The sequence below is a fragment of the Actinoplanes subtropicus genome (assembly GCF_000721705.1).
In the GTDB taxonomy this organism is placed as follows: Bacteria; Actinomycetota; Actinomycetes; order Mycobacteriales; family Micromonosporaceae; genus Actinoplanes; species Actinoplanes subtropicus.
This window is the reverse complement of record NZ_JOJL01000001.1, coordinates 334791-358651: the sequence shown is the minus strand read 5'-3', so window position 1 is coordinate 358651 and position 23861 is coordinate 334791. Positions and strand designations below refer to the sequence as shown.

Genomic DNA, 23861 nt, shown 5'->3' with positions numbered 1-23861 from the left:
AGCGAAAGCCGCGCGGCAATCGCGCCGCGCGGCTTCGTGGTTCGCCGGGTGACTCCGGTAGTCAGGCGGCCAGCTCGATCTTGCGGGCCGGCGCCTTCTCCCGGACCGGAATGCTCAGCGTGAGCACCCCGTTCTCGTACCTGGCGTCCAGCCGGTCGGTGTCCAGGGTGTCGGACAGGAACACCTGGCGGCCGACCGAGCCGACCGGCCGCTCGGCCACCAGATACCGGACGTTGTCGCCCTCGACGCGCTTGCGCTCGGCACGGACGGTCAGGACCTTGTTGTCCACGGTGATGTCGATGCCGGCCGGGTCGACGCCGGGCAGGTCGATGTCGATGTGGAAGGTGTCGTCGATCCGGTAGGCGTCGAGGCGGGCGCCGGACGTACGGGTGGCGGAATCGAACACGCGGGCCGTGAGCCGGTCCAGGTCACGGACTGTCGCGCGGTGAAGCAACATGGGTGGTTCCTCCAGCTTTCAAAGTTGAGCGTGGGTGGCTCAACCTCTGCTCTCAACCGAGATTCTCGCTGTGGAATTCCCCGGACATGACTGTGGGGCGGGCCATCGTGGCCCGCCCCACAGTGGGAAACAGAGTGCTTACTTGAAGAAGGCCGGACCCGGGACGCCGACGCCGGTCTCGGCGTCATAGCCCCGCGTGCTGTGGATGGTCGTCGTCTGCGTGTCGATCGTCTGCAGCTGGTAGGACAGGCCGTCCTTGGCGTCCACCGTGTTCACGAAGTTGGTGCGGACCTGCAGCACCGGCGACTTCGGGGCCGCGATGTCGTTGATCTTGCTGGAGTAGATCGACCGGTAGTACGCCGGGTTGGCGAACCCGACCGGGTGGTGCTGCTTCTGGCTCTGCACGGCCTGCATGCCGGCCAGCAGCGGGGACGACAGGCTAGTGCCGCCGATGCGGTACTCGTCGTAGTACGTCCCGTCCGGGAACGTCTGGGTCTGCCCGACGCGGAAGCCCGTGTTCGGGTCGCCCGGCATCGAGATGTCCGGCACGGTCCGCATCCGGGTCGTCCCGAAGTACTTCGAGATCGAGTCCGGCACGATGCCGCGCTGGTAGAACGGCTGCGCGAACAGCTTGCTCGTGCCGCCGCCGCCACCGGACGAGTACTTCGGCGCGCCCCAGGACTTGCCGTCGGCGGAGAGCGCGGAGTACGCGTTCTGCCAGCCGTACTCCCAGACCCGCTTGTTGTTCTTGTCGATGCCGACGCTGGTGCCGCCGACGCCGGTAACGTACGGCAGGTCGGCCGGGAAGCTGACCGACTTGGTCGCCGGCGTGGTGCCGCCAGCGGTCTGGTCGCCGTCGTCACCGCTCGAGAAGTCGACGGTGATGCCGGTGAGCGCCGCCTCCAGGGAGAACTGGGTGTAGAAGTCGATCGCGTCCTGGCCCAGGTCGGCCACGGTGTCGACGCCGCTGCCCCACGAGTTGGTCACGATGTCGGCGACGTGGTTGTCGATCGTCGCAGCCCAGGCCTCGTCGAGGCTGCTGTTGCAGTCCGCGGCGCCCACGTAGACGACCCGAGCGCCCGGGGCAATCGAGTGCACAGCCTCGATGTCCAGTGTCTCCTCGCCGTACCAGCCGGCACCGCCACACGCGTCGACGTTGTCGTAGCCGTTCGGGCCGGGGGTGATCTGCATGAACTGGCCACGCCCGAAGGCCGGCAGCCCGTGCTTGCGGCTGTAGGTCTGCACGTCCTGCGCGATGGTCGGCGAGGCGAACGCGTCGGTCACCGCCACCGTCACGCCACGGCCGTCGATGCCGCGCTTGATCTGGTCGGTGGCCCCGTACGCCGCCTGGTACTGCTTCGGCTCGTAGCCGCAGACCGCGTACGGCTGCTTCTTGCCGTTCGCGGCCGGCTGGCCCACCGCGGTCTTCTCGCCGTAGTACTTCGAGCACGGCTGGCCCGGGCGGAAGCCGGTGTCCGGGCCGGGCAGCGTGTCGGCCGGGGTCTTGATCGCCTGTCCCTGGTCGAGACCGAGGATGCCGGAGACGACGCCGATCACCGCGGACGGGGTGCCCTCCGGCAGCGAGAGCGCGGTGCTGTTCGCGTGCACCGTCTGGCCCTGGTACGAGTAGTTCTTCAGCGTGGTGCCGAAGACCTTGTCGATCTGGGCGGTGGTGCCGGACGCCTCGACGTACATGCCGCCGAGCGTGTTCCGCAGCGCGAAGCCCGAGCCCTGCAGCCAGGTGCGGACCGCGGCGACGTCGGCCGAGGCCGGCGCGTACTGCGATTTGAACTGGCTCGTGGTGAGCCACTTGCCGTAGTTCGCGCTGGCCGGGTCGGCGATCGAGGCCAGCTTGGCCTCGGCCGACGCGGAGTCGCGCAGCTTGAGCAGAACACCGAACTGAATCTGGTCGGCGGCGGCCGGTGCGCCGCCGGTGGCCCGTGCCTTGCCGAGCCAGCGTGGCTGGCTGCCGGCCAGGGCGTGCCGTCCGGGACGGGCCGCGGCGGTAGCCGGGCCGGCCCCGAGGACCGAGGCCGCTGCGGTGCCGAGCGCGACAACCAAGGCGAGCCGCGACCTCATGGTCGTTTTGGTCACTTTGCCTCCACATTGAGTGGCCAGTGAAGTGGATGAACGCCCCAGATAACCGCGCGACATGTTCACTGGTCAATGCCCAGCGGGTAACTTTCTCGATCTTATTTAGTTGCCTAGATGGATGTCTCCGCAGGTGGATGGCGGTGCTCGAACAGATGTTCTAAACTGCCCCGCGTGGCCATCCTGCACGCCGATCTGGATGCGTTCTACGCGTCCGTCGAGCAGCGCGACGACCCGGCGTTGCGCGGGCGTCCGGTGCTGGTCGGCATGGGCGTCGTGCTGGCCGCGAGCTACGAGGCCAAGGCGTGCGGCGTCCGCACGCCGATGGGATTGACCCAGGCCCGGGCGCTCTGCCCGCGCGCCGTCGTGGTTCCACCCCGCATGCGGGCGTATGCGGAGGCCAGCAAAGCGGTGTTCGAGATCTTCCGCGACACCACCCCGATCGTCGAGGGCATCTCGATCGACGAAGCGTTCCTCGACGTGACCGGCCTGTACAAGATCCGGGGACCCGCCCGGGAGATAGCGGCCGGCCTGCGTCACGACGTACGGGAAAAGGTTGGTCTGCCCATCACGGTCGGCATCGCCGGCACCAAGTTCCTGGCGAAAGTCGCCAGCGGCGTCGGCAAGCCGGACGGCCTGCTGGAGGTGCCGCCCGGCAAGGAGCTGGAGTTCCTGCACCCGCTGCCGGTCGAGCGGCTCTGGGGCGTCGGCCCGGTGACCTCGGGCAAGCTGCGCAAACACCAGATCACCACGGTCGGCCACGTGGCCCGGGTCGGCGAGGCGGCCCTGGTCAGCCTCCTCGGCGCGCACCACGGCCGGCATCTGCACGCGCTCGCGCACAATCGAGACCCCCGGCGCGTACGGGTCGGCCACCGCCGCGGCTCGATCGGCTCGCAATGCGCCCTCGGCCGCCGCCCCCGCCCGTTCGCCGAGATCGACGCCACCCTGGCCGCCCTGGTCGACCGGGTGACCCGCCGGATGCGGGCGGCCCACCGGGCCGGCCGCACGGTCACCCTGCGGCTGCGCTTCGACGACTTCGGGCGCGCCACCCGCTCCCGCAGCATGCTCAAGGCGACGATGCAGACCCGAGCCGTCCTGGAGACGGCGCGCGCCCTGCTGCTGGAGGCCCGCCCGCTGATCGAGTCCCGCGGCCTGACCCTGGTCGGCGTGGCGGTCAGCAACCTGGATTCCGACGGCAACGTCCAGCCGTCGCTCTTCGACGAGCTGACCGACGACAGCCTGGATGTGGCGATGGACGCGGTGCGCGACCGCTTCGGCTCGAAGCTGCTGACCCGCGCCGCCACCCTGGGCCGCGACCTCAACCCGTCGGTCCCGATCCTGCCGGATTAGAGATGCCGGATCAGAGGTGATTGTCGTGCCAGGCGAGGACCCGCATGGCCCGCAGGGTGTTCCACCGGCTGGGCCGGCCGTCGCCGTCCTCCAGCGGGAAGTGCACCTGGCCGCGGTGCGTGTTCTCCAGCGGCCAGCTGCCGTCGGGCCGCCGCTTCGAGCGGACCACCTCGACCGCCTCCTTCAGCCGCGGGTCCGGCGCGTCGCCCGCCGCCCGGAAATGCTCCAGCCCGCGCAGCACGTCGTAGTGCCAGCGCGGCGGGAAGGAGAGCTGGAGGTAGCCCTCCTTGGCCGGCTCACCCGTGCTCCGGCGCCGGAAGAGGCTCCGCTCGAGCAGGTATTCCTCGCCGTGCCGCCGGGCCGCGGTCACCGCCGGCGAGGGGATCGCCCGCTCGTACGCCAGCAGCCCTTCCAGCACGTTGATCGTCGAGTCGAACGACGAGCGCACCGACCCGAACTCGGCCTCGCAGTTCCACCCGCCGTCGGCCAACTGCCCGGCCAGCAACCGCTCGACGATCCCGCCCACGTCATGTCCGAAATAAACCCCAAGGCTGACCGTACGGCCATTGATGCACGGCTCGGCCTCGCCGTGGAAGATCGGCTCGCCGTTGTAGTCCCACCGGCTCCCCGCGGCGGCCCGCGCCACCGCCGCGCGAACGCGCTCGTCGGCCGGGTCCGCCCCGAGCAGGGAAAGCAGCGTCAGGGTCGGCTCGGTCGCCGTCCAGGGCTGGCCGTCGGGGCCCGGGCCGCCGCTCCCGGCCGGGAAGAGCGACCCGCCGGCCCACTGCCCGTCCGCGTCCTGCAGCTCCAGGAGCCGCGCGCCCCAGCCCTCGGCGGCGACCCGCGCCCGCTCGGCGGCCACCACGTCGTCCGAGGCGCCGGCGAGATCCCGCAGCACCTGCCACCGAACGGCCGGGTCCGACTCGAGCAACCACTCCAGAACGGTCATCGCCCGACACTATGCTCCACCGGATGGCGATCGCGCTCGTGTCCCGCTTCGAGGTCGACGACCGCCGGCTCAGCGCCCTGCACGCGCGCGCCTTCGGCGGCGACCCCGCCGCCGTCCGGCCGTGGTCGGCGCGGCTGGCACGGCACGCGCTCACCTGGATCGGCGCCTTCGAAGCGCACCGGCTGGTCGGCTTCGTCCAGGTCTGCTGGGACGGCGGCAGTCACGCCTTCCTGCTGGACACCGCGGTCGATCCCGACCGGCGCCAGGAGGGCATCGCGGCGGCGCTGGTCGACGCCGCGGCCGAAGAGGCCCGCGATGCCGGATGCGAGTGGCTGCATGTCGACTTCGAGCCGCACCTCGAACGCTTTTATCTCGACAGATGCGGCTTCCGCGCCACCCGGGCGGGCCTGATCCGGCTGAGCTAAACGGTCATCCGGGTGCGAAGCGCGTACAGCTCCGCCGCCCCGAGGCCCGCCGCCGCCAGGCACGCCTCGATGTCGACCTCGGTGACCAACTCGGTCAGCACCTCGGCGATCGTCGTCCCGCGCTCGGCCAGCCGCTCGGCGATCGGATCGTCTTGTCGCGGGTGGTTGAAATACCTTTTCAGGCGCTCGCCGCTCACCGCGTAGTCGGCCACGATGGCGTCCGGTTCGACCCCGGCGAGCGCCAGCAGGATCAGCGCGACCAGCCCGGTCCGGTCCCGGCCGATGCCGCAGTGCACGACCACGCCGCCCGGCTCGGCCGTCGCCACCGCGGCGATCGCCGCCACGCACCGTTCCGCCTTGTGTTCGAGGAACGGGCGATAGTAGAGCGGTGTCCCGTCCGCGTCGTCGTCGAGGCACCAGGACCAGAACGCGGTGTCGGCGTTGTCGTCGAGCGGGACGTGCACCACCGTGATCCCGTCCGGCCGGGTCACCGTCGTCGATCGCTCCTCGTCCTCGCGCAGGTCAACCACGGTCCGGATGCCGTACGCGTGCAGCGCCGCCCACCCCTCCGACGTCAACCGGTCCAGGCTGTCGGCCCGGACGACGGCCGCCGGCCGGGTCGCCCCGCCGCCACGGATCGGCAGCCCGCCCAGATCCCGGACGTTGTAGCAGCCCGCCCACTCGAGATGCCGCTCGGCCGCCATCAGGCACCGGCCCGGTCAGCCGGCCGCCGGCGGCTTCGGGTCCCAGGCCAGGGTCACCTCGAAGTTGCCCTCGGTCGCGGCCTTCGCCACCAGCCAGTTCATCGTGCCGGTGACCTTCACCCCGAACTTCACCTCGACCCGGTCCGGCGCCATCTCCTTCACCTGGTCGAGCACCGCCCGCGCGGCCGCCACGGCCGGTCCCAGCGCGACCCGCACCCGGCCGATCACCTCGTCGGCGGAGGTGGCGGGCACGAACCCGTCGACCGGCTGGATCTCGAACGAGACCGCGACATCATCCACCGAGTACGTGACGACCTGTGACGTCATGACCACCATCCATCGAGTTTCGGTCAGCGTACAAGTTCCCGGGCGAACGGGACTGCTTCACCCGGCCGGGGAGCCCCGGCTTGACAGACCGGATAGCGTTACGACGGTCGTACGCGGTGGCCTTACCGTTTTGGAACTCCCGGCGCAGTTCCAAACAGAGCGGTTGAAGGGGTTTGCAACTCCCGCCTTGATCATATTCGTTCGGTAGAGTCCCACTCTTCTCGATGCCGTTGGCCGGGCAGCGGAACGGGAGATGTCCATGCCCTCCATCGATCTTGCGGCATTGCCGAGTGTCTTGGCGCGCCCTCTGATAGTGGCGATCGCTCACGTGCCGATCCTGATCATCGCCTGCTGCGCCATGCCGCTTTGGCTGGTCTTCCTTCTCCGCCCCGCCGTCCACGGTGAAGCGGCGTTCCGGCTGGTCCGGGAGCTCCGGACCTGGAGTCGTGACGTGGTTCAGGCCGCCGGCGGGAATCCGCTACGGTGAGCAGGTCGAATCGCAAAAGCGATGTGCGGCGGCGGATCCAGTTCACCGGCGAGCCGCACCAACTCGCCTACGACGAAATCGCGAAGCTGGTCCGGGGCGAACCGCAGATTCCGGATGCGCGCACCGCTGGGCAACGCTGGATAGAGGCGGCCGTCATGCATTGCCTGCTGCTCGGCGCGCGGGGCCGGGCACGCGGCGGCGGCTGCCCATTGCCGGTAAGGGCGGCCCACCCCACGGTCAGCGGACTGCGCCTCGTGGTTCCGCTCGGCAATGCCTCGACCTTCGGGCTGGCACTGGGATCGGGCCACGACACTGGTGGCTCGCGTCCGGCCGCCGGGATCGCCATTTCCGCTAAAGGGCCGACTGCGCTCGTCGTGACCGCCGAGGATCCCGCCGCGACGGACGGTGCGGTTACGTTGCAGTGCTCCTGGCGGCAGCTGCGTGCCGCCATCGAAGTGGGCAGCGACGTCGTGGCGTCCTCCGGTCAAGTCCTGATCCTTCGAGCCGACCGGATCGTCGATGTCCCCGATGACGCGCGGGCGGTCCTCAGCGGCCTGCTTCGCAGGGCCGCTCTGTTCGCCGAGCCGGCCGCGGCCGACTGGTTGTTCGGTTGGCATGATTGGCTCGTGCGCGGGCGTCCCAGCAGCCCGCCGCAGCCACCCCACGATCTGCTCGCGGCGTTGTCCGACCATGTCTTTGGTTTGTCGTCGGCGCAGCTTCACACCCTGGGGGTCAGCCCGTCCGGGCGGCACGCCCATCTTCCGGACTCGGGTGCCACTGCTCGCCCGACGGTCGCGCACGAGATCCTCGGTGGCTGGCTGCGCCGGCTGCGGCAATCCCATGGGCTGGCAGTCGACGTCGTGGCTCGGGCTGTTCAGCGGTCGGCGTCCCAGATCGCCCGTATCGAACGGGGACGTGTCCGGGTGAAGGCTGATGAGCTGGACCAGCTGTTGGCCCTCTATCGCGTGTCCGAAGGCGAGCGGCGAGATATGCGCACACTGAACGGGCGCCTGAACGAAGAGAAATGGTGGCGGCCCTTTTCCCGGGTCATGGACGAAGGGCTCGCCTCCCGGCTCGGGTACACCGCCGCGCGTAGCGTCCGCGTCCCCGGACCACACGGCCGGCCGGGGGCGCTAACGTGGCGGGGTGACGTTCCGTGGCTGGCCGAGCGAGGCACTCGAGTTCTACGAGGGGCTCGCCGCCGACAACTCGAAGACGTATTGGACCGCGCATCAGGCCTTCTACGAGGAGCGGGTGCGCGAGCCCATGCGAGAGTTGCTCGCGGCGCTGGAGCCGGAGTTCGGGCCGGGGAAGATTTTCCGGCCGTACCGTGATGTGCGGTTCAGCAATGACAAGTCGCCGTACAAGACGCATCTCGGGGCCTGGCTCGAGGCCGGCGGCTATGTCCAGCTGTCGGCGGAGGGGCTGGCGGCCGGCTGCGGCATGTATCAGATGGAGCCCGACCAGCTGGACCGCTACCGCAAGGCGGTCGCCGGGGACCGCACCGGCAAGCAGCTCACCGACGTGATCGCCACGATCGAGGCGGCCGGGATCGGCGTACACGGGCATGGCAGTTTGAAGACCGCACCCCGGGGCTATCCGAAGGATCACCCGCGGGTGGACCTCCTACGGCACAAGGGACTCACCACCTGGCAGGAGTGGGCGCCCGCGGCCTGGCTCGGCACCGCGAAGGCGCAGACCAGGCTGGTCGACTTCCTGCGTGCGAGCCGCCCGCTCCGCGCGTGGCTCGACGACCACGTCGGCCCACACCGCCCCTGATGCCGGAGACGACCGAAACAGGGAAAGCCGCGCGGCTTCCCCTGTTTCCTGTCGGTCAGCAGTCGCGCAGGCAGCGGAGGTACAGGTGGCGGAGGCCGTCGCCCGGGTCGGCGCCGAGATCCGTCGCCGCGGACACGAAGACCACCCGGCTGCCGTTCGCCGAGGCGGTCGCGTCGAAGCTGTCGCCGTTGCCGGTCGCGCCGGTGGCGGTGGTGCTGACCGCCGTCGTCCGCCCGGTGGTGAGGTCCCGCACGAAGACGTCCTCGAGACCGTTGCCGTCGCCGGCCACCAGGTCCGAGGCCGACGAGGAGAACGCCACGTAGCGGCCGCCCGCCGCGAGCCGTCCGGCGCTGCTGTAGCCGTTGCCCGCGTTCGTGGCCGTTTGGTTCGCGGTGACCAGGGTGGTGGTGCCGGCGATCAGATCCCGGACGTAGACGTCGCCGGTCTCGTTGGTGTCGGCCGGCACGTACGGGTCGTACGACTGCCATGACACCCTGGTTCCGTCCCGGCTGATGCTCGGGTTCGTCCCGTCCGGCAACGCGTCCCCGCTGCCGGGCAGGTTGGCCCGGACCGTCGCGCCGGACGCCAGGTCGTGCACGAAGATGCCGGTGGCGGCCCCGCCGTCGCCGATCCAGTCGCCGAACCCGCTGAACACCACCCGCTTGCCGTTGCCGGAGATCGCCGTCTGGAACACCGGGAGGTCGGTGCCGCCGCCGGCCTGCCCGCTGACCCGGGTGGTCTGGCCGGTCCGCATGTCGTGCACGAACGCCGCCTGGCCGTACAGCGGGAGGCCCTGGTCGTCCGTCCCGTTGAACGCGGTGACCAGGAAGGCCACGTAGCGGCCATGGTCGGAGATCGTGCCGCCGCCGCTGGTGCCGGGGATCTGGCGGTTGCCGGCGAAGACGCTGGCCCGGGTCGTGACGCCGGTCTGGCTGTCGTACACGAAGACGTCCCGCTCGGCGTTGGTGTCGTCGGCAACCAGATTCGAGGCGTACGAGGTGAAGACCACGTACCGGCCGTTCCCGGAGATCGTCGCACCGAACTCGGTCCCGTCGTTGGCCGGCTGCCCGCCCAGGCCCCCACTGACCAGCCTCGTGGTTCCGGCCCGGGTGTCCCGCAGGAAGACGTCGGTGACACCGTTGACGTCGCCCGGAACGAGGTTGTCCGAGGTGGAGGCGAAGGCGACGTACCGGCCGTCGTCGGAGACGTCCGAGCCGCCGATGCCGCCGTTGCCGGGCGTTCCGTCCGGGGCCACGTCGACCAGCGCGATCGGCCGCGCGGCGGCGGCCTGCGCGGCAACGGGCGAGACGAGCAGCACGGTCACCCCGGCGGCGGCCGCGGCGGCGCGGACAATCCTGGAGGTACGCATGCCCGCGATGCCAACCATCCAGACCGATCGATGGCGCCCCGTCGCTGTCGGCGACCGGTCGGGTGGCCGAGCTATGGTGCCCACCGATGGCCCTGATCGACCTCGGTGACGTCGCCGGGGCGGCCGCCGAGCCGGTGGCCGCCCCCGTCGACGTGCCCAGGCTGGGCCGGGTCGCGCTGGCCATGGTCGCCGTGGGTGGGCTGCTCGCCCAGGCCGCCTCCGCGCCACCGGCGCCGGCGCTGGTGCGGCCGCTCTGGAGTGCCGCGTACCAGCCGAGCGACACCATGGCGCTGGACGGCCGGACCGTCTACCTGAACCGGAGCGGTCCGGCGGGGCCACCGACGGTGACCGCCTACGATCTGGCCACCGGCAAGGCTCGGTGGAGCACGCCGAGCGGCGCGGAGGTGACCGACTACGGCGTGCTCCCGGCCGGCGACGTCCTGCTGGTGCCGACCGGTGGCGGCACGACGGCGCTCGACGCGGCGACCGGCGAGCGGCTCTGGCGGTCGGCCGGCGAGGCCGTGCCGTCGGTGGTGCGCGGTGACGCCCTGGTCGCCGGCGCCGATCAGTCCGGCCTGACCACCGAGTTGCGGCTGGTCGGGCTGCGTGACGGGCGCGAAAGGTGGCGACGCGCGATCGCGCCGGCCGAGCAGTGGATCACGCTCGCCGAGGGCGGCCTGCCCACCGCGATCGTCGCGGTGACCAGGACCGGTGACGCCACCGTCTACGGATATGCCGACGGCGCCGTACGAGCCCACGCCCGCATCCCCTGGAACGGGGTGTACTCGGCGGCCCTCTTCGCGGCCGACCCGTACGTCGTCGTGGTCCGAACCGCGTCCGCGCAGAGTGTCGGCACCGTCTATCGCACCAGCGACCTGCGGCCGTTGTGGCGGACCCGGGAGCTGATCGGCTACGTGACCGGCTGCGGCGCGCTGATCTGCACGGCGGATGTCCGGGGCGTGGCCGGGCGGGATGCCGCCACCGGCCGTGAGGTCTGGCGGCGGGACGACCTGAACTACGTGTGGAATCTCGGCGGGGACCGTCTGCTGCTCTCGGCCGCCGCGAACCTGGCCTCGGCCACGACGGTGCTGGTGGACGCCGCCACCGGCCGGACGATCGGCCGTCCGGTCGGTGGGCAGCAGGCGTTCTCGGCGGGCGTGGCCGGGTCGCTGCTGCTGCTCCGGGAGAGCCGGACGCCGCCCGGCCGGACCGTGGTGAGCCGGCTCGATCTGGCCACCGGCCGGCAGACCCCGCTCGGCACCGTCGAGCGGATCGCCGACCAGGACTGCCGGGGTACGCCCGGCTACCTGCTCTGCCCGCGCGGTGACACGCTGACCGTCACCGCCGTCAGCTGACGGAGGCGGTCGAGGCGACGGAGAGTGACCGGGTCAGTGGGCGAACAGCAGCCAGTTGATGTTCAGGAACTCCTTGTCGTCGTTCCGGGCGAAGGTCAGGAACACCGTGTGCAGGCCGGTGACCGGCTGCAGCGTGACCTCGTCCGTACGCCAGTTCTGCCATCCGCCGGTGCGGGTCACCCGCAGGAAGCCGATCGGGGTCGCGTCCGCGGAGTCCAGGCGGATGTCCATCCGGCCGCCGTCGTCGGCGTCCGAGGCCACCCGTACGTCCACTTTGGTCGCCGGCACCGGGCCGAAGTCGATGTCGTCGAAGCGCAGCGAGTCGCCGTTGGCGATCCAGCCGACGTTCTGCCCGCCGCCCTCGTCGTCGGTGTCCTGGGTCTGGATGCCGTTCAGCGCGTCGGCCGCCTCGGCCTGCAGCTTGCGGTAGACCGTCGGAGAGGGCGGCGGCGAGGCCGACGGCGACGGTGACGGCGCCGCGGAGGCCGACGCCGCCGGCGGGTGGGCGGCCGCGGGCGTGGCCGGCGTGTCCTGCCACCGCCCGATCAGGTAACCGACCAGCACCAGGCCGACACCCGCCAGCGCGTACAGGACGCGCTGGCGGGTGCGGTAGGCCCGGGTGCGGTAGACGGACGGACTGGGCGGCGAGGACACGTCCACCACTCAGCGGTCGGTCACGAGGTGCCGGCCTCGTGCGACACCACGATCTCGCGCGCCTCGGCGAAGTGGCATGCGCTCGGGTGCCGGTCTTCGGCCCGATCGATCAGCTCCGGCTCCTGCGTCGCGCAGATCTCCTGGGCCTTCCAGCACCTCGTCCGGAAGCGGCAACCGGATGGCGGGTTCACCGGGCTGGGCACGTCCCCGACCAGCCGGATGATCTTCTTGGTCTGCCGGCTCATCGGGTCCGGCACCGGCACCGCGGACAGCAGCGCCTGGGTGTACGGATGGGTGGGCCGCTCGTAGATCTGATCCTCGGTGCCCGTCTCGACGATCTTCCCGAGATACATGACCGCGACCCGGTCGGACAGGTGCCGCACCACGGACAGGTCGTGTGCGATGAAGATGTAGGCCAGCCCGAAGTCCTTCTGGAGCCGGCCCAGCAGGTTCATCACCTGCGCCTGGATCGACACGTCGAGCGCGCTGACCGGTTCGTCGCAAACGATGATCTCCGGTCGCAGCGCCAGCGCCCGGGCGATCCCGATTCGCTGCCGCTGACCGCCGGAGAACTGGTGCGGGTAGCGGTTGATGTGCTCCGGGTTGAGCCCGACCACCTCCAGCAGTTCCTGCACCTTGCCCCGGCGATCGCGCTTCGGTGCCACGTCGGGGTGGATCTCGAACGGCTCGCCGATCAGGTCGCCGACCGTCATCCGCGGGTTCAGCGAGGTGTACGGATCCTGCATGACCAACTGGATCTGCCGGCGCATCTTCTTCAGCTCGGCGCCGCGCAGCCCGAAGATCTCCTTGCCCCGGTACTTGACCGAGCCACTGGTCGGCTTCTCCAGGTTCATCAGGACCCGGGACAGCGTCGACTTGCCACAGCCGGACTCCCCGACGACGCCGAGCGTCTCGCCCGCCTTGAGCTCGATCGTCACGCCGTCCACCGCGCGCACGTGCCCGATGGTCCGCTGGAACACGACGCCCCGGGTGACCGGGTAGTGCTTGACGAGGTCAGTGACCTGCAGAATCGGCTCAGTCACGAGCCATCACCTCCTCGGCGAAGTGGCAGGCGCTCTGCCGGCTCGGTCCGACCGGACGCAACAGCGGCCGTTCCTGGGTGCAGATCTCCTTCGCCCGCGGACAGCGCGGATGGAAGGCGCATCCGGACGGGATACGCAACAGGCTCGGCGGCAGGCCCTTGATCGAGCGCAGCTCCTGGCCCTTCTCGTCGATCCGCGGGATCGACTTCAGCAATCCTTCGGTGTACGGATGACCGGCCGCGCGTACAGGTCGTGGACGCTGGCCTCCTCCACGATCCGGCCCGCGTACATCACCGCGATCCGGTCCGCGACGTCGGCGACGACGCCCAGGTCGTGCGTGATCAGGATCATGCCCATCTGGCGCTCGCGCTGGAGCTCGGCGAGCAGGTCCATGATCTGGGCCTGAACGGTCACGTCGAGCGCGGTGGTGGGCTCGTCGGCGATCAGCACCTCGGGGTCGAGGGCCAGCGACATCGCGATCATCACGCGCTGCCGCATACCGCCGGAGAACTGGTGCGGGAACTCGCTCACCCGCTGCTTGGCATGCGGGATCTTGACCTGGTCGAGCATCTCGATCGCGCGGCGCTTGGCATCGCGCCGGCTCATGCCCTGCCGGATCCGGAACTGTTCGCCGATCTGGAAGCCGACGGTGAAGACCGGGTTGAGCGCGGACAGCGCGTCCTGGAACACCATCGCGATGCCCTTGCCCCGGATCTTCCGCCGCTGCTCGGCGTTCATCTTGAGCATGTCATCGCCGTGGAACCGGATCTCGCCGCCGGTGACGTACCCGGGCGGCATGTCGAGGATGCCCATGATGGTCTGCGCGGTGACGCTCTTGCCGGAGCCGGACTCGCCGAGCACGGCGAGCGTCTCGCCGGCGTTGACGTGGTAGCTGACGCCGTTGATCACCTTGGCTACGCCGTCCCGGGTACGGAACTCGACGTACAGGTCATCGACCTCGAGCAGGCGGCCGGCGGGTTTGCCGTCCGCCGAATACTGCGGGTCGGATACGGTCACATTGGACAACGGAGGTTTCTCCTACCGCAGCTTGGGGTCGAGGGCCTCGCGTACGGCCTCACCCATCGTCACGAAACTCAGCACCGCCACCACCAGGAACGCGGCCGGGAACAGCAGCAGCTGCGGGGACACCCGGAGGTAGTCCTGCGACTCGGCGACCATGATGCCCCAGGACTGCGTCGGCGCCTTCAGCCCGACGCCGAGGTAGGACAACGTCGCCTCCGCGCCGATGAACGAGCCGAGCAGGATCGTCGAGTAGACCAGCGCCGGGGCCAGGCAGTTGGGCAGCAGGTGCCGCATGACGATGCGGGAGGTGCTGGCGCCGAGCGCCCGGGCCGCGACGATGTAGTCGGCGTTTCTGGTGGCGAGGACCGACGCCCGCATGACCCGCATCGAGACCGGCCAGCTCAGCACCACCAGCGACGTCACCACGATCATCAGAACCGTGAACTCGCTGCGGTTGGCGCCCGGCGGGTTGAGCGTGAAGAGGATGACGATCGCGCCCAGCAGGAACGGGATGCCGAAGAAGATGTCGGCGATCCGGGACAGCAACGAGTCGGGCCAGCCGCCACGAAAACCGGCGATGATGCCGATCAGCGAGCCGAAGACCACCGTGCCCACCGTGCTGAGCACCGCCACCAGGAGCGAGGCCCGGGTCCCGTAGATCACCCGGGCGTAGAGGTCGGCGCCCTGCACGTCATAGCCGAACCAGGCGCTGCTGGACGGGCCCTGCCGGCTGCGCTCGAGCACCGCATACCCCGGGTCCTTGGAGGTGAACAGGCTCGGGAACGCGGCCATCACGATGAACAGCAGGATGAAGGCCCCGGCGATCCAGAACATCGGCTTGCGCCGCAGGTCGTGCCAGGCGTCGCCGAGCAGGCCGCGGGGCTTGTCGGTCGAACCGCCGCCGCCGGTGCCGGTCGGGGTGGCTTGGCCGGCCGAGAGCTCCTCGGCGGTGGTGGAATCGATGGCCAGTCCGATGGCAGCGGGGTCACTCATAGCGGATCCTCGGGTCGAGGGCGGCGTACAGCAGGTCGACGATCAGGTTCATGACCAGATAGACCAGCACCAGGATGACGACGATCGAGACGACCGTGGCACCCTCCTTGCGGGTGATGGCGCGGTAGACCTCGTTGCCGATACCGTGAATATTGAAGATACCCTCGGTCACGATCGCGCCACCCATCAGCGCGCCGAGGTCGGTACCGATCAGGGTGATCACCGGGATCAGCGAGTTGCGCAACAGGTGCACGCCGATCACGCGGCGGTAGGGCAGGCCCTTGGCGATCGCCGTCCGGACGTAGTCGGCGCGCCGGTTCTCGGCGATGCTGGTCCGCGCCAGCCGGGCCACGTAGGCCAGCGAGATGCTGCCGAGCACGAACCCCGGCAGCAGCAGATCGAGGAACGACGGGCTGGCCGCGGTGACCGTCGGGGTGACCCAGCCGAGCTTGAAGCCGAAGAGCCACTTGAGCACGAAACCGGTCACGAAGGTCGGCAGCGCCAGCAGGAACAGCGAGCTGACCAGCACCAGGTTGTCCAGGAAGCCGTTGCGGCGCAGGCCGGTGAGCACGCCGGCGGTGATGCCGATGACGATCTCGAAGCCGAGGGCGACCAGCGCCAGCTTGACCGTGTTCGGGTAGGCCACCGCGATGATCTCGTTGATCGATCGGTTGTTGTACGTCGTCCCGAAGTCACCCTGCAGAACGTTCTTGATGTACGTGAAGTACTGAACGAGCAACGGCTTGTCGAGGTTGTACTTGTGGGTCAGGTAAGCCACGTACTGCGGCGGGCAGGCCCGCTGGCCGCACTTTCCGGCGAATGGGTCACCGGGGACTTTGTAGACGAGATAGTAGATGAGGAAGGTGGTTCCGAAGAACACCGGGATGAGTTGAAGCAGACGCCGCACCACGTAACGGCCCATGAAGTCCTCCCAGGGCGCGGGCGGCCGGGCCCGCGCGAAGCTCGTGCTATGCGCCTCAGGCCCGGCCCACGTCGTGGACCGGACCTGAGGATGAGGTTACGCGGTCAGCTGGAAACTTCGACCGAGGAAAGGTCGAGTTCGCCGACGTTGGTCACCACTGCCTTGGTGAGCTTCTGGGAGGTGCCCCACTGCTCTTCGTAGAAGTAGACCGGGATGGCCGGGACCTGCTGGTCGATGACCTGCGTCGCCTTGGCGAAGGCGGCGTTCGCCGCGTCCAGCGAGGCAGCGGAGGTGCCCTCCTTGTAGAACTGGTCGACCTGCGGGTTGCTGAACTGGCCGTCGTTGGACGAGCCGTTGGTCACGTACAGCGGGCCGATCCAGTCCTCGACGCTGGGGTAGTCCTGCTGCCAGGCAGCGCGGTACGGGCCCTTCATCGAGTGCGCCTGGATCTGCTGGCGGAACACCGCGAACGTCGGGACGCCCTCGGCACGCGCGTTGATCCCGAGCGTGTTCTTCACGCTGTTGGCCACCGCCTCCATCCACTCCTTGTGGCTGGAGTCGGCGTTGTAGTAGAAGACCATGTCGCCCTTGAAGCCGCCGGCCGCCGCCAGCTCGGACTTGGCCGTGGTCGGGTCGAACTTGCAGACCGTGCAGTCGGTCGGGTTGCCACCCGGGGTGAGCGGGTTGGACCAGCTCGTCGCCGGCTTGCGGGTGCCGAAGAAGATCTTGTCAGTGATCGACTGCCGGTCGATCGCGAGCGACACCGCCTTGCGCAGGTGCACGTTCTGGAACCGCTTGTCGTACATCGGGAAGGAGATGATGCCCGTGGTGGGCGTCGGCGCCGTGTGCGCCCGATCGCCGAGGTCGGTCTTGTACTTGTCGCCGGCCAGCGCCGCCGTGGGGATCTGCGGCATGAAGTCGAGCGAGCCCGAGACCAGGTCGTCGTACGCCGCGCTGTCCTGGTCGTACAGCTTGATGTCGACGTCCTTGATCTTCACCTTGTCCGAGAGCGTGTAGTCGTCGAACCGGGTCAGCTTGATGTCCTGGTTGTCGACCCACGAGACGAACTTGACCGGGCCGTTGCCGATCGGGTGCTTGCCGAAGGCGTCCGGCGTGGTGGTGAAGAACGCGTCCGGCAGCGGCATGAAGGCGCTGTAGCCGAGCTTGGTCGGGAAGATCGAGAACGGCGCGTTCAGGGTGACCTGGAACGTGGTGTCGTCGATGACCTTGAGGCCGGACATCTCCTTGGCCTTCGGCGCCGGCGCCTTGGTGCTGCCCGCCGGCGGCGACGGGTTGACGTCGCTGAAGCCCTGGATGTCGCTGAAGAAGGAGGCGTTGGACTGGTTGTTGGTGGCGAGCGCGTCCCAGTTCCAGGCCTTGACGAAGTTCTCCGCCTTGACGATCGTCCCGTCGTGGAACTTGGTGTTCGGCTTGATCTTGATCGTGTAGACCTTGGAGTCGGTCGTGTTGATCGAGTCCGCCAGCGCGTTGACCGGCGCGCCACCGTCGTCCGGGTAGCTGACCAGGCCGGTCCACAAGTAGTCGATCACCTTGCCACCGTTGGTCTCGGTGGTGTTGGCCGGGAGCAGTCCGTTCTCGGGCTGTCCGCCATAGATGGTGATCGACGCATTCGAGGTGCTCGCCGTCGACGTGTTGGTGCTACCGCCGTCGCTCTTGCTCGAACACCCTGCCGCGACGAGCGCAACGGTCGCGGTGATCGCGACCGCCCCCGCGCGCCTCGAGACTCTCATTTCCAAGGCCTCCTCATATACCTCTGCCGGGCTATCGTGTGGGCCCGTATCTGCCACGGGCCGGTCATCGCAGACGGAGTTTCCGCACAGCTCGCCGGACCACGCGGCAACTCGGCACAGTCCTCAGCGGATCGTGCCCAGCTTGGTCTGGATTCCCGCACACTGTGACACCCGCGGGTGGGCACAAAAAAGGCGTGTTATCAACCCGATATCGGAGTGATCCTCCAACCCGCGTGATCGCCGCCCGTAAACCCCATTAAGTACGGACAATATATGCGCCGCTGGGGACGGTGGCCCGCCAACGCGAAGAGTTACCTTTTGGTTACCACCGGGACCGCCCATCACGAATGTGACGCGTCAGACAAGCCCATCGAGATGCCCGTATTCGGCGCGCAGCGCCTCCCCGAGCTCGGCGAGGCGGGGGTCGGGCGCGGCGGCCTGGATGGCCGCGACGAAGGAGAGGTACGCCGCGCGCAGCCCGGGCCGGGCACCGTCCATCGCCGCGCCCAGCACCCGGTGCGCCGCGTCGGCCACCGCCCGGAAGTCGGCCGGGGTCTCGGCCGGCACCCCGGGCAGCAGGTCCGGCGGCCCGCCGTCGACCGCGGGCGGCGCCGGGCTCGGGTCGGCCATCTCGGCGCGCAGCCGCAGGTTGGCCCCGAGCAGGCCGGGCCGCGCGCCCTCGAAGGTCATCGCCGGCTCGAACTCGCGGGCGATCAGGCCGGCCCCGCGCGCGTTCAGCTCGCCCGGGTCGAGGTCGGCCCGGATGTCGCCCGGCCCGAGCCCGAAATACCCGGCCAGCCGGGCCCGCACCGCCGGGATCCGGGTCGCGACGCCGGCCAGCACCACCTGGTCGACCCCGCGGCGGCCGATGCCGTGCTCGGCCCGGGCGGCGGCCAGCGCCGCGGTCAGCAGGCCGAGCGAGGTGGTCACGTCCGGCTCGATCATCGCCTCGAACGCCCGGCGGGACAGCGGCACGGTCGCGCTCACCGTCGCGGTGAGCAGCGGCAACTCCAGCACCGTGGTCTCGGCGGTGGACAGCTCCCGCTTGCGGCGCTCGGCCTCCCGCCGGATCCGGGCCCGCACGTGCTCGTCCCGGCTCAGGTCGACGTGGTGCCGCTCGCGGATCTGGCGCAGCGCGTAGCCCACGATGTGCTCGTCGAAGTCGTCGCCGCCCAGCTGGGGATCGCCGGCCGCGCCGAGGACCGCCACCCCGTCCGGCCCGATCCGTACGATCGCGGTGTCGAAGGTGCCACCGCCGAGGTCGTAGATCGCGTAGATGCGCTCCCGGTCGTCCTCCCCCAGCGCCACCGCGGCCGCCACCGGGTCGTCGAGCAGCCGGCGCAGGTTGAGCTGGGCCAGGCCGGCCGCCTCCCGGATCGCCCGCCGCTGCGGCTCGCCGGCCGAGCCGGAGACAGTGATCACCGCGTCGTGCACCGGGCCGCCGACGTACGCCTCGGCCCGGCGCTTGAGCTCGATCAGCAGGAACGCGCAGATCTCCGGCGGGCGGTACTGCCGGCCGCGCAGCCGCAGCCGCTCCTCGGAGCCCAGATCGCGCTTGATGCCGGCGATCACCGGCTGGCTGTCGTCGTCGGGCGGACGGCCGACCACGATCTGCCCGGCGGGGTTCTGCGTGACCACCGAGGGCAGCGGGCCGGGGAGGACAACCGGCTGGTGGCCGTCCCAGACCGACATCGTGCACGTGGTCGTGCCGAGGTCGATCCCGATCACCGGGTGATGGGAGGGAGACGAGTCATCGTGCTCGGTCAAGGCCGCCCCCTGTGACCAGCTGTCTGCGGCCAACGTACTGCCGGGCGAAACTGACAAGAATCAATCCGTCGGACATCCGACGAACGGTGGACAGCCGGGTCCTGGACCGGCGCGGGCTAACCTGCTCAATCGTGCGAAAGATCTACGTGATCGGGATCGGCGCGGGCGACCCGGACCACCTGACCCTGCAGGCCGCGAAGGCGATCGGCCGGACCGACGTGTTCTTCCTCCTCGACAAGGGCGAGGCGAAGGAGAGCATGATCGAGCTGCGCCGGCGGCTGATGAAGGCCTACGGACGGCCGAGCCGGCGCATCGCCGAGGGCCGCGACCCGGACCGCGACCGGACGCCCGCCGACTACCAGGGCACGATCGCCGACTGGCGCAGCCGCCGCTCGGCGGTGACCGAGGCGCTGATCAGCGAGCACCTGCTCGACGGCGAGACCGGATCCTTCCTGGTCTGGGGCGACCCCTCGCTCTACGACTCGACCATCGCGATCCTCGAGGAGATCCTGGCCAGAGGCCAGACCCTGTTCGAGTACGAGGTGATCCCCGGCATCAGCAGCGTCTCGGCGCTGGCCGCCAAGCACCGGATCGGGCTGAACCGGGTCGGCCGCCCGTTCGAGGTCACGACCGGGCGGCGGCTGGCCGAGGGCTGGCCGGACGGGGTGGACGACGTGGTCGTGATGCTCGACGCGCAGCAGGCGTTCGCCGCCCACCCCGACGCGTACGTCTATTGGGGCGCCTACCTCGGCACGCCGGACGAGATCCTGCGCTCCGGCCGGGTCGCCGAGGTCGCCGACGACATCGCGGCGACCCGGGCGGAGGCGCGCGAGCGGCACGGCTGGATCATGGACACGTACCTGCTCCGGCGGGACGAGGCCTAACCCTCCTCGAGGTCGCCCTCGGTCGTGAGGTAGAGCTCCTGCAGGGCGGTGAGCGTCTCCGGGGCCGGGGACGCCCACAGCTTGCGCTCGGCCGCCTCCAGCAGCCGTTCGGCGATGCCGTGCAGCGCCCACGGGTTGGACTGCTGGAAGAACTTCTGGTTCTCCGGGTCCAGCACGTACGCGCCGGCCAGCTGCTCGTACATCCAGTCGGTGACCACGCCGGCGGTCGCGTCGTAGCCGAACAGGTAGTCGACCGTGGCGGCCAGCTCGAACGCGCCCTTGTAGCCGTGCCGGCGCATGGCGGCGATCCAGCGCGGGTTCACCACCCGGGCCCGGAAGATCCGCGCGGTCTCCTCGGTGAGGCTGCGGGTGCGGGCGGCGTCCGGGTTGGTGGAGTCGCCGACGTACGCGGCGGGGGCCTTGCCGGTCAGCGCCCGCACCGTGGCGATCATGCCGCCGTGGTACTGGAAGTAGTCGTCCGAGTCGGCGATGTCGTGCTCGCGGGTGTCGATGTTCTTGGCGGCCACGTCGATCCGGCGGTACGCGTTCTCCATGTCCGGCCGGGCGGGCACGCCGTCCAGGCCCCGGCCGTACGCGAAGCCGCCCCAGACCGCGTACACCTCGGCCAGGTCAGCGTCGTCGCGCCAGTTCCGGCTGTCGATCAGCGGGAGGATGCCGGCGCCGTACGCCCCGGGCCGCGACCCGAAGATCCGCATGGTCGCCCGCCGCCAGTCGCCGTGCTGCTCCCGGTCGCGCAGGGCGTGCTCGCGGACGTAGTTGTCCGGCTCGTCCAGCTCGGCGATCATGCTGAAGGCGTCGTCGAGCAGGGCCACCACGTGCGGGAACGCGTCCCGGAAGAAGCCCGAGATGCGGACCGTGACGTCGATCCGGGGTCGGGCCAGCTCCTCGCGCGGGATCGGCTCGAGGCCGGTGACCCGGCGGGAGGCGGGGTCCCAGAGCGGGCGCACGCCGATCAGCGCGAGGATCTCGGCGATGTCGTCGCCGGCCGTCCGCATCGCGCTGGTCCCCCAGGCGGAGAGGCCGACCGAGCGCGGCCAGCCGCCGTGGTCGGCCCGGTAGCGCTCGAGCAGCGAGTCGGCCATCGCCTGGCCGGTCTCCCAGGCCAGGGCGCTGGGGATGGCCTTGGGGTCGACCGAGTAGAAGTTGCGGCCGGTCGGCAGCACGTTGATCAGGCCGCGCAGCGGGGAGCCGCTCGGCCCGGCCGGTACGTAGCCGCCGTCCAGAGCGTGCAGCACGTTCCCGATCTCGTCGGTGGTCCTCGCCAGCCGCGGCACGATCTCGGTCGCGGCGAACGCCAGCACCTCGCGCACCTTATCTGACATTTCCGAAATGTCAGGCGGGGTGGCCGGCCAACCGGCGTCCTCCATCTGGGTGACCAGTGCCCTCGCCCGGGCCTCGATCGCGTCCACGGAGGCCAGCGGGGCATCCTCGGACAAACCTAGCGCTTCCCGCAAACCAGGCAGAGCGGCCACCTTACCCGCCCACATCTGCCGGGCCCGCAGCATCGACAACACCAGGTTGATCCGGGTCTCGCCGACCGGCGCGGCGCCCAGCACGTGCAGCCCGTCCCGGATCTGCGCGTCCTTGACCTCGCACAGCCACCCGTCGATGTGCAGGACGAACTCGTCGAACTCCTCGTCGCCCGGCCGCGCGGCCAGCCCGAGGTCGTGGTCCATCTTGGCGGCCTGGATCAGCGTCCAGATCTGCGCCCGGATCGCCGGCAGCTTCGCCGGGTCCAGCGTCGCGATCGACGCGTGCTCGTCCAGCAGCTGCTCCAGCCGGGCGATGTCCCCGTACGACTCGGCCCGCGCCATCGGCGGGATCAGGTGGTCGACCAGCGTCGCGTGCGCCCGCCGCTTGGCCTGGGTGCCCTCGCCCGGGTCGTTCACCAGGAACGGGTAGATCAGCGGCAGGTCACCCAGCGCCGCGTCCACCCCGTCGCTCGCCGACATCCCGACGTTCTTGCCCGGCAGCCATTCCAGGTTGCCGTGCTTGCCGACATGCACCACCGCGTCGGCCCGGAACGAGTCGGCCACCCACCGGTACGCGGCCAGGTAGTGATGCGACGGCGGCAGGTCGGGGTCGTGGTAGATGGCGACCGGGTTGGCCCCGAACCCGCGCGGCGGCTGCACCATCACCACCACGTTCTCGTCGCGCAGGGCGGCCAGCACGATGTCGCCGCCGTCCACGTAGAGCTCGCCGGGCGGCGGCCCCCAGTGCGCGGTCACGCTCTCCCGCAGGCCGGCGGGCAACCCCGAGAACCACGCGGTGTAGGCGGCGCCCGGGATCCGCACCGGGTTGCCGCTCAGCTGCTGCTCGGTCAGCCAGTCCGGGTCCTGGCCGCCCGCCGCGATCAGCGCGTGGATCAGCCCGTCCCCGTCGTACGCCCCGAAGTTCCCGGTCTGGTATCCGGCATCCGTCAAGGCCGCGAGCAGCGCCACCGTGGACGCCGGCGTGTCCAGCCCGACCGCGTTGCCGATCCGGGAGTGCTTGGTCGGGTACGCCGAGAGCATCAGCACGACGCGCCGCTCGGCCGGCGGGATGTGCCGCAGCCGGGCGTGCGCGACCGCGATGCCGGCCACGCGGGCCGCCCGCTCGTCGTCGGCGACGTAGACCGACAGCCCGTCCTCGTCGAACTCCTTGAACGAGAACGGCACCGTGATGATCCGGCCGTCGAACTCGGGGATCGCCACCTGGGTCGCCGCGTCCAGCGGGGACAGCCCGTCGTCGCTGGCCTCCCACTGGGCGCGCCCGCTGGTCAGGCACAGCCCCTGCAGGATCGGCACGTCCAGCTCGGCGAGCACGCCCACGTCCCACGCCTCGTCGTCGCCGCCGGCGCCGGCCGTGGCCGGCTTGGTGCCGCCGGCCGCGAGCACGGTCACGACCAGGGCGTCCGCCTTGCGCAATTCGGCGAGGAGCTCCGCCGATGCCGTACGCAAGGAGGCGGTGAACAACGGCAGCGGGCGAGCGCCCTTCGCCTCGATCTGCCGGCACAGCGCCTCGACGAACGCGGTGTTCCCGGCCATGTGGTGCGCCCGGTAGTAGAGCACCCCGACCACCGGCCCGCCGGTGTTCGCCGCCGTGCGGGGCAGCGGCCCCCAGTCCGGCGAGACCACCGGCGCCGCGAAGCCGTGCCCGGTCAGCAGCACGGTGTCGGAGAGGAAGTCGTGCAGCGCGGACAGGTTCGCCGACCCGCCGTACGCCAGGTACTGATGCGCGTCGGCGGCCACGCCGGCCGGCACACTGGAGAGCTTCATCAGGTCGGCATCCGGCGCCTGCTCGCCGCCGAGCACCACGACCGGCACCTGGCCGGCCAGCAGCGCGTCGAGCCCCTCTTCCCAGGCGCGGCGCCCGCCGAGGATGCGGACCACCACCAGGTCGACCCCGTCGAGCAGGGCGGGCAGGTCGGCGACGGCCGTGCGGGCCGGGTTGGCCAGGCGCCAGGCGCGACCACCGGCGCGGGCGCTGAGCAGGTCGGTGTCGGAGGTCGACAGAAGCAGGAACACGCGC

20 protein-coding genes and 2 pseudogenes are annotated in these 23861 nt (G+C 70.4%); 7 read left to right on the top strand and 15 right to left on the bottom strand.

What is annotated here, in order from left to right; all coding sequences use genetic code 11:
• Positions 1-61: 61 nt before the first annotated feature.
• Together IH26_RS0101645 and IH26_RS0101640 are read right to left on the bottom strand one after the other, a co-directional pair.
• Positions 62-457 (bottom strand): Hsp20/alpha crystallin family protein, encoded by a 396-nt coding sequence (locus IH26_RS0101645; protein ID WP_030434278.1) that lies wholly within the window; start codon positions 455-457, stop codon positions 62-64.
• A gap of 138 nt (positions 458-595) precedes the next feature.
• A complete protein-coding gene (locus IH26_RS0101640) occupies positions 596-2551 on the bottom strand; it encodes a S53 family peptidase (RefSeq protein ID WP_245664869.1) in 1956 nt (651 codons plus the stop codon).
• A 114-nt stretch (positions 2552-2665) separates the two neighbouring features.
• On the opposite strand from IH26_RS0101640, the gene dinB reads away from it, so the two are divergent.
• On the top strand, positions 2666-3898 hold the full coding sequence (gene dinB, locus IH26_RS0101635; RefSeq protein ID WP_425394358.1) for a DNA polymerase IV: 1233 nt from the start codon (positions 2666-2668) through the stop codon (positions 3896-3898).
• A gap of 10 nt (positions 3899-3908) precedes the next feature.
• On the opposite strand, the gene IH26_RS0101630 is transcribed toward dinB, so the two are convergent.
• Positions 3909-4847, bottom strand: a complete 939-nt coding sequence (locus IH26_RS0101630) for a hypothetical protein (protein ID WP_030434275.1) — start codon at positions 4845-4847, stop codon at positions 3909-3911.
• A 23-nt stretch (positions 4848-4870) separates the two neighbouring features.
• Here IH26_RS0101630 and IH26_RS0101625 point away from each other — a divergent pair, with 23 nt between their 5' ends.
• Positions 4871-5272 carry a GNAT family N-acetyltransferase gene (locus IH26_RS0101625; RefSeq protein WP_030434274.1) on the top strand — a complete coding sequence of 134 codons (402 nt, stop codon included), beginning with the start codon at positions 4871-4873 and terminating at the stop codon, positions 5270-5272.
• On the opposite strand, the gene IH26_RS0101620 is transcribed toward IH26_RS0101625, so the two are convergent.
• Together IH26_RS0101620 and IH26_RS0101615 are read right to left on the bottom strand one after the other, a co-directional pair.
• The gene (locus tag IH26_RS0101620) at positions 5269-5976 is read right to left on the bottom strand and encodes a tyrosine-protein phosphatase (RefSeq protein WP_030434273.1); all 708 of its coding nucleotides are present in this window, start codon (positions 5974-5976) and stop codon (positions 5269-5271) included. The two genes, IH26_RS0101625 and IH26_RS0101620, sit on opposite strands and share 4 nt — an antisense overlap.
• A 15-nt stretch (positions 5977-5991) precedes the next feature.
• Positions 5992-6303, bottom strand: a complete 312-nt coding sequence (locus IH26_RS0101615; protein ID WP_030434272.1) for a CU044_2847 family protein — start codon at positions 6301-6303, stop codon at positions 5992-5994.
• Between the two features lie 259 nt (positions 6304-6562).
• Between IH26_RS0101615 and IH26_RS64400 the strand changes: the two genes are divergently transcribed.
• A complete protein-coding gene (locus IH26_RS64400; protein ID WP_030434271.1) occupies positions 6563-6790 on the top strand; it encodes a hypothetical protein in 228 nt (75 codons plus the stop codon).
• Here the strand turns inward: IH26_RS64400 and IH26_RS61095 are convergent.
• Positions 6760-7632: a hypothetical protein gene (locus tag IH26_RS61095; RefSeq protein ID WP_169789693.1), complete on the bottom strand. Its 873-nt coding sequence runs from the start codon at positions 7630-7632 to the stop codon at positions 6760-6762. The genes IH26_RS64400 and IH26_RS61095 overlap by 31 nt on opposite strands.
• Positions 7633-7650: 18 nt before the next feature.
• Between IH26_RS61095 and IH26_RS64395 the strand changes: the two are divergent.
• Positions 7651-7719 (top strand): annotated as a pseudogene (locus tag IH26_RS64395) (hypothetical protein); the annotation flags it as partial.
• A 217-nt stretch (positions 7720-7936) separates the two neighbouring features.
• A complete protein-coding gene (locus IH26_RS0101605; protein ID WP_030434270.1) occupies positions 7937-8569 on the top strand; it encodes a DUF2461 domain-containing protein in 633 nt (210 codons plus the stop codon).
• Between the two features lie 55 nt (positions 8570-8624).
• Here the strand turns inward: IH26_RS0101605 and IH26_RS0101600 are convergent, their stop codons facing one another.
• The gene (locus IH26_RS0101600) at positions 8625-9938 is read right to left on the bottom strand and encodes a TolB-like translocation protein (protein WP_030434269.1); all 1314 of its coding nucleotides are present in this window, start codon (positions 9936-9938) and stop codon (positions 8625-8627) included.
• An 86-nt stretch (positions 9939-10024) separates the two neighbouring features.
• On the opposite strand from IH26_RS0101600, the gene IH26_RS0101595 reads away from it, so the two are divergent.
• Positions 10025-11293 (top strand): outer membrane protein assembly factor BamB family protein, encoded by a 1269-nt coding sequence (locus IH26_RS0101595; RefSeq protein WP_030434268.1) that lies wholly within the window; start codon positions 10025-10027, stop codon positions 11291-11293.
• Between the two features lie 33 nt (positions 11294-11326).
• Here the strand turns inward: IH26_RS0101595 and IH26_RS0101590 are convergent, their stop codons facing one another.
• The 7 genes and pseudogenes from IH26_RS0101590 to IH26_RS0101560 form a co-directional block, all read right to left on the bottom strand.
• Positions 11327-11956: a carbohydrate-binding protein gene (locus IH26_RS0101590; protein WP_245664868.1), complete on the bottom strand. Its 630-nt coding sequence runs from the start codon at positions 11954-11956 to the stop codon at positions 11327-11329.
• A gap of 11 nt (positions 11957-11967) precedes the next feature.
• Positions 11968-12990 carry an ABC transporter ATP-binding protein gene (locus IH26_RS0101585; protein ID WP_030434266.1) on the bottom strand — a complete coding sequence of 341 codons (1023 nt, stop codon included), beginning with the start codon at positions 12988-12990 and terminating at the stop codon, positions 11968-11970.
• A pseudogene (locus IH26_RS52935) lies at positions 12983-14007 on the bottom strand (ABC transporter ATP-binding protein). The gene IH26_RS0101585 and the pseudogene IH26_RS52935 overlap by 8 nt, the downstream one beginning before the upstream one ends.
• A gap of 21 nt (positions 14008-14028) precedes the next feature.
• Positions 14029-15006 (bottom strand): ABC transporter permease, encoded by a 978-nt coding sequence (locus IH26_RS0101575; protein ID WP_030434265.1) that lies wholly within the window; start codon positions 15004-15006, stop codon positions 14029-14031.
• Entirely contained in the window at positions 14999-15928 is a 930-nt protein-coding gene (locus IH26_RS0101570; protein WP_030434264.1) for an ABC transporter permease, read from the bottom strand. Before IH26_RS0101570 ends, IH26_RS0101575 begins: the two co-directional genes overlap by 8 nt.
• Positions 15929-16032: 104 nt before the next feature.
• Positions 16033-17679, bottom strand: a complete 1647-nt coding sequence (locus tag IH26_RS0101565) for a peptide ABC transporter substrate-binding protein (protein ID WP_030434263.1) — start codon at positions 17677-17679, stop codon at positions 16033-16035.
• Positions 17680-18036: 357 nt separating this feature from the next.
• Positions 18037-19407 carry an Hsp70 family protein gene (locus IH26_RS0101560; RefSeq protein WP_030434262.1) on the bottom strand — a complete coding sequence of 457 codons (1371 nt, stop codon included), beginning with the start codon at positions 19405-19407 and terminating at the stop codon, positions 18037-18039.
• A gap of 170 nt (positions 19408-19577) precedes the next feature.
• On the opposite strand from IH26_RS0101560, the gene cobF reads away from it, so the two are divergent.
• On the top strand, positions 19578-20330 hold the full coding sequence (gene cobF / locus IH26_RS0101555) for a precorrin-6A synthase (deacetylating) (RefSeq protein ID WP_030434261.1): 753 nt from the start codon (positions 19578-19580) through the stop codon (positions 20328-20330).
• Here cobF and cobN read toward each other — a convergent pair.
• A complete protein-coding gene (gene cobN, locus IH26_RS0101550; protein ID WP_030434260.1) occupies positions 20327-23857 on the bottom strand; it encodes a cobaltochelatase subunit CobN in 3531 nt (1176 codons plus the stop codon). The two genes, cobF and cobN, sit on opposite strands and share 4 nt — an antisense overlap.
• Positions 23858-23861: the final 4 nt, after the last annotated feature.